Annotated in this window: 3 protein-coding genes; all 3 read left to right on the forward strand. The window is 66.6% G+C overall.

The genetic code is table 11. The annotated features are described in order from the left end of the window. Nucleotides 1-100 precede the first annotated feature (100 nt). Nucleotides 101-1,606, forward strand: coding sequence for a GntP family permease (locus AACR77_RS10685; protein ID WP_041211233.1), 1,506 nt, complete (start codon nt 101-103; stop codon nt 1,604-1,606). A gap of 90 nt (nt 1,607-1,696) precedes the next feature. Further along, the gene (locus AACR77_RS10690) at nt 1,697-2,587 is read left to right on the forward strand and encodes a DMT family transporter (protein ID WP_042878204.1); all 891 of its coding nucleotides are present in this window, start codon (nt 1,697-1,699) and stop codon (nt 2,585-2,587) included. Between the two features lie 59 nt (nt 2,588-2,646). Beyond that, nucleotides 2,647-4,299: methyl-accepting chemotaxis protein (locus AACR77_RS10695; RefSeq protein WP_042878206.1), on the forward strand; the 1,653-nt coding region annotated here is incomplete at its 3' end.

The following is a 4,299-nucleotide window of genomic DNA, read 5'->3' on the forward strand; positions in this document are numbered from 1 at the left end:
CACAGTACAACCAGCGGGCCAGCGCCCTCGGTTTCGCGGCAGACAGGACGTTTGCCGACATCATCGACAGTTTCATCACCCATGACATGCAGGAGGCATCATGAGCGACATCCCAACCCCCATCATCGGTCTCATCATCGCGGTCTTCGTGCTGGTGTTCCTGGTCATCCGCACCCGGGTGCACGCCCTGATCGCCATGCTGGCGGCGGCCTGCATCGCCGGGATCACCGGCGGCATGAGCATCGACAAGACCCTCACCGTGATCACCCAGGGCTTTGGCTCCACCCTCGGCAGCATCGGCATCGTCATTGGCCTCGGGGTCATGATGGGTCGCCTGCTTGAGGTCTCCGGCGCCGCCGAACAGATCGCCTACAGCTTCATCAAGTGGCTCGGCAAGCGCCGCGAGGAGTGGGCACTGGCCATCACGGGCTACATCGTCAGCATCCCCATCTTCGTGGATTCCGCCTTCGTCATCCTCTATCCGGTGGCCAAGGCGCTGGCAAAAAGCGGCAAGCGCTCCCTGCTCACCCTAGGGGTGGCGCTCGCGGGCGGCCTGGTGGTAACCCACCATACCGTGCCGCCGACCCCGGGCCCGCTGGGGGTTGCCGGCCTGTTTGGCGTGGACATCGGCGCCATGCTGCTGACCGGCATGGCCCTGGCCATCCCCTGCGTGCTCGGCATCGTCTTCTACGCCCAGTGGCTCGACAAGAAGTACCCCGAGTTCGGTGCCCAGGCCGCCCAGACCCCGGACGAGCTGCAAGCCACCTATGAGCAGTACCTCAAGGAGAAGGAGGGCAAGACCCTGCCGAGCCTGACCCTGTCGCTGCTGCCGATCCTGGTGCCCATCGTGCTCATCTTCGTCAAGGCCATCTTCACCACTCTGGCCACCCTGGAGGGCATGGATGGCCTGATGGCGACCCCCCTGGTGCAGGGCATCAACTTCATCGGCACCCCCATCATCGCGCTGGCCATCAGCGTGCTGCTGGCGGTCTATACCCTGGTCCCGCACATGGACAGGCACGCCACCGCCGCCCGCCTGGAAGAGGGGTTGCAATCCGCCGGCATCATCTTGCTGGTGACCGGTGCCGGTGGGGCGCTGGGGGCCGTGCTGCGCGACAGTGGTGCAGGCCAGCAGCTGGCCGAGCAGATCGCCCAATTGCCCATCTCCCCCATCCTGATCCCCTTCATCGTGGCGACTCTGGTGCGCCTCATCCAGGGGTCCGGCACCGTGGCCATGGTGACGGCGGCCTCCATCTCCGCCCCCATCCTGGCGCAGATCCCCGGGGTCAACATGTTGCTGGCCGCCCAGGCCGCCACCATGGGGTCGCTCTTCTTCGGTTACTTCAACGACAGCCTGTTCTGGGTGGTCAACCGCATGATGGGGATCTCCGACGTCAAGCAGCAGATGATCGTCTGGTCCATCCCGACCACCATCGCCTGGGCCATCGGCGGCACCGGCGTCGCCCTGCTGAACCTGCTGTTCGGTTCCGGCGGCACCTGGTTCGACCCCGTGCTGCCGCTGCTGGTGCTGGCCCTCATCGTCTGGTACGTCAAGGGGCAGTCCCTGGCTCCGGCGGCAGGGGCCGTCCCGAGCCGGGAGTCATAACCCGCACCGTCACGGCAACGCTGTGTGACGAGGGCCAGTCTGCTAGACTGGCCCTCTTTTTCGTTCATTCATCTTGCAAAGGAGTGTTGGATGCCTGCGTCTTCCTGGTGGGACAAGTCCACCGGTTTTGCCCTGCTCACCATCTTGCTGTGGGCCTCCCTCGCCGCGCTCACCTCCCGGATCACCAGCGTCTCGCCGCTGGTGCTGGTGGGGCTGGTGCTGCTGTTCTGCGGGGCGGGCACCCTGCCATTCTGGCGCCAGTGGCGCGCCAGCCCCCTCACCTGGCTGGTGACCATCACCGCCCTGCTGCTCTATCACCTGCTGCTGTTCACAAGCTTTCGCCACGCCCCCGTGCTGGAGGCAAACCTCATCAACTACCTCTGGCCGCTGTGCATCATCCTGTTCACCCCCTTGCTGCTGCCGGGTCATCCCCTGAGCCTGCACCATCTGCTGGCCGGGGCCCTGGGTCTCGCGGGATCGGTGCTGGTGATGGTCGATGGTCACCTGCAGTTGCAACAGGCCCATCTGCCCGGCTACCTGCTGGCCCTCGGCGCCGCCATCGTCTGGGGCGCCTATTCCGTGCTCTCACGCCGCCTGCCTCCCGCTCCCGCCGTGGTCACGGCCGCCGCCTGCCTGCCCGCCGGGCTCCTGGCCCTGCTGCTGGCATGGATGCTGGAAGGCCCCTTGCCATTCGCCCGGATCCCCCAGGGGGACTGGCTGCTCATCGCCGGGCTCGCCCTCGGCCCCATGGGGGCGGCCTTCGTCACCTGGTATCTGGCGCTGCGGGACGGGGATCCGCGCCGCATCGGTGCGCTCGCCTACCTCACTCCCTTGCTGAGCACCCTGCTGCTGGTCTGGCTCAACGGCGAGGCGCTCACCCCGCGCCATCTGCTGGCGGGGGGGCTCATCATGGGCGGCGCCCTGCTCGGCCTGCTGGTGAAAAGCCCAGGTCAACGGGAGCTGGCACGGCCACTGTCATAAAAACGCCATCAGACCTGATTAAGCTCGCGCCCATTGCGTGATTCAAGCAGGAATCTGATGTGAAAATTGCCCATTTTGCCTCCCTCTCTTCCCTCGTCTTGCTGCTGGTGGCCGGTGTCCAGGCCACCGCGCTTTATCATGGCTGGCAACAATTCAACCACTCGGCCCAGGCCCAGCGTCTGCAGGAGCGCCTGCAACAGCAACTGAGCGGTCCGTTGCAGGGGGCGCTTCGCGACTATCTCGGCAGCGGGGATCCCCTGCTGCTGGCCCAGGCCCAGGGAGTGCGCCAGCAGGCGCTGGCCCTGCTGTCCCGCCTGGAGGATCCCCAGACCCAGCCGCTAAACGCCCGGCTTGAGCAGATGAAAACCCGCATTGACGGCGACTATCTGGCGGCGGGCAAGCTCTCCGGCAACAGCCAGTGGTTGCTGCAAAATGCCGAGAACGAGTTGACCACCCAGGCCAAAGCCTTGCTCCGTTACGGCCAGCAGGGGGCGGCCGCCGGGCGGGATCCGGCCCTTGCCGAGCAGTATCGCCAGGGGTCGGCCGACATCCTGACCGCCCTCCCCTCCCTCGCCCACCAGCGCCAGAACTACATGGAGCAGGCGAGCGCCAAGCGTCTCGAAGGGCTGCAATTCGAGCTGGCTGCCCTGCAAAAGCAGGCCGACTCCCTGGCCGCCTTGCCGAGCATGGAGCTTTTCGAGGAGGCACCGGCCGACGAATTCACCCTGGGAGAGCCGATACCCAAGGAGCTCGGGGATCAGCCCAAAGCCGAGCTGACCTCCCTGCTCAAGCGCTATCCCCAGGAGCTGGAAAACAGCCGCAAGGCGCTGCAACAGCAGCAGGCCGCTCGTCAGATGGTGCAGCAGGACATCACCCAGCTGCTGCAAGCGGGGGAGCAATTGGGTGAGCAACTCGCCGCCGCCCGCCAGACCATGAACCGGGAGCTGGCCACCGTGCTCGGCATGCTGGCGCTCTGCCTAGTCGTGGTGGCCCTGCTGTTCGCCCTGGTGCAGCGTCGCTGGCTGGTCAGGCCCCTGCTGCAACTGCGGGCAGCCTTTCTGCAGCTCGACGCCACGGGTCAGGCCCAGCTGCTGACCCCGGGGCGCGAGCGCAACGAACTGGCGGACATCGTCGCGAGCTACAACCGCCTGATACAGCGCCTGCAACAGGATCAGCAGCAGAAGGCGGGGCAGCTCTCCAGCGTCTCTTCCAGCCTGCAGGAGATGGTGGAGCAGGTGCAGGAGATCCATCACAGCACCCGCACCACGGAGCAGGCGGTGGACGAGAGCGACACCATGATGCAGGAGCTCAACCAGCTCGCCAGCGAGGTGCACCAGGTCGCCGCCGAAATCGCCCAGCACGCCCAGCACAATGAACACTCCATGAGCCAGAGCGAGCGGCTGGTCGGGGGCATGCTGACGGCTACCGCCCAGACCGGGCTCGCCATCGACGAGAGCAGCGGCGCCCTGGCCCAGCTGACCCGCTCGGTGGAGGACGTGACCGCCATCGTCGACGTCATCGGCCACATCTCCCAGCAGACCAACCTGCTGGCCCTCAACGCCGCCATCGAGGCGGCCAGGGCCGGGGAGCAGGGGCGCGGCTTCGCGGTGGTAGCCGACGAGGTGCGCCACCTCTCCGCCGACACCCAGCGCTCCCTCGGCCAGATCACCGAGATCCTGGCGAGCCTCACCCAGGCGGGGGATCAGCTCGCC

This window comes from Aeromonas sp. ZOR0002 (assembly GCF_963866995.1).
GTDB classification, from domain to species: domain Bacteria; phylum Pseudomonadota; class Gammaproteobacteria; order Enterobacterales; family Aeromonadaceae; genus Aeromonas; species Aeromonas caviae.

Excerpts from the sequence above, each read along its gene's own strand:
- AACR77_RS10690 (WP_042878204.1), top strand. The coding sequence starts at position 1,697 with ATGCCTGCGTCTTCCTGGTGGGACAAGTCCACCGGTTTTGCCCTGCTC.
- AACR77_RS10685 (WP_041211233.1), top strand. The coding sequence starts at position 101 with ATGAGCGACATCCCAACCCCCATCATCGGTCTCATCATCGCGGTCTTC.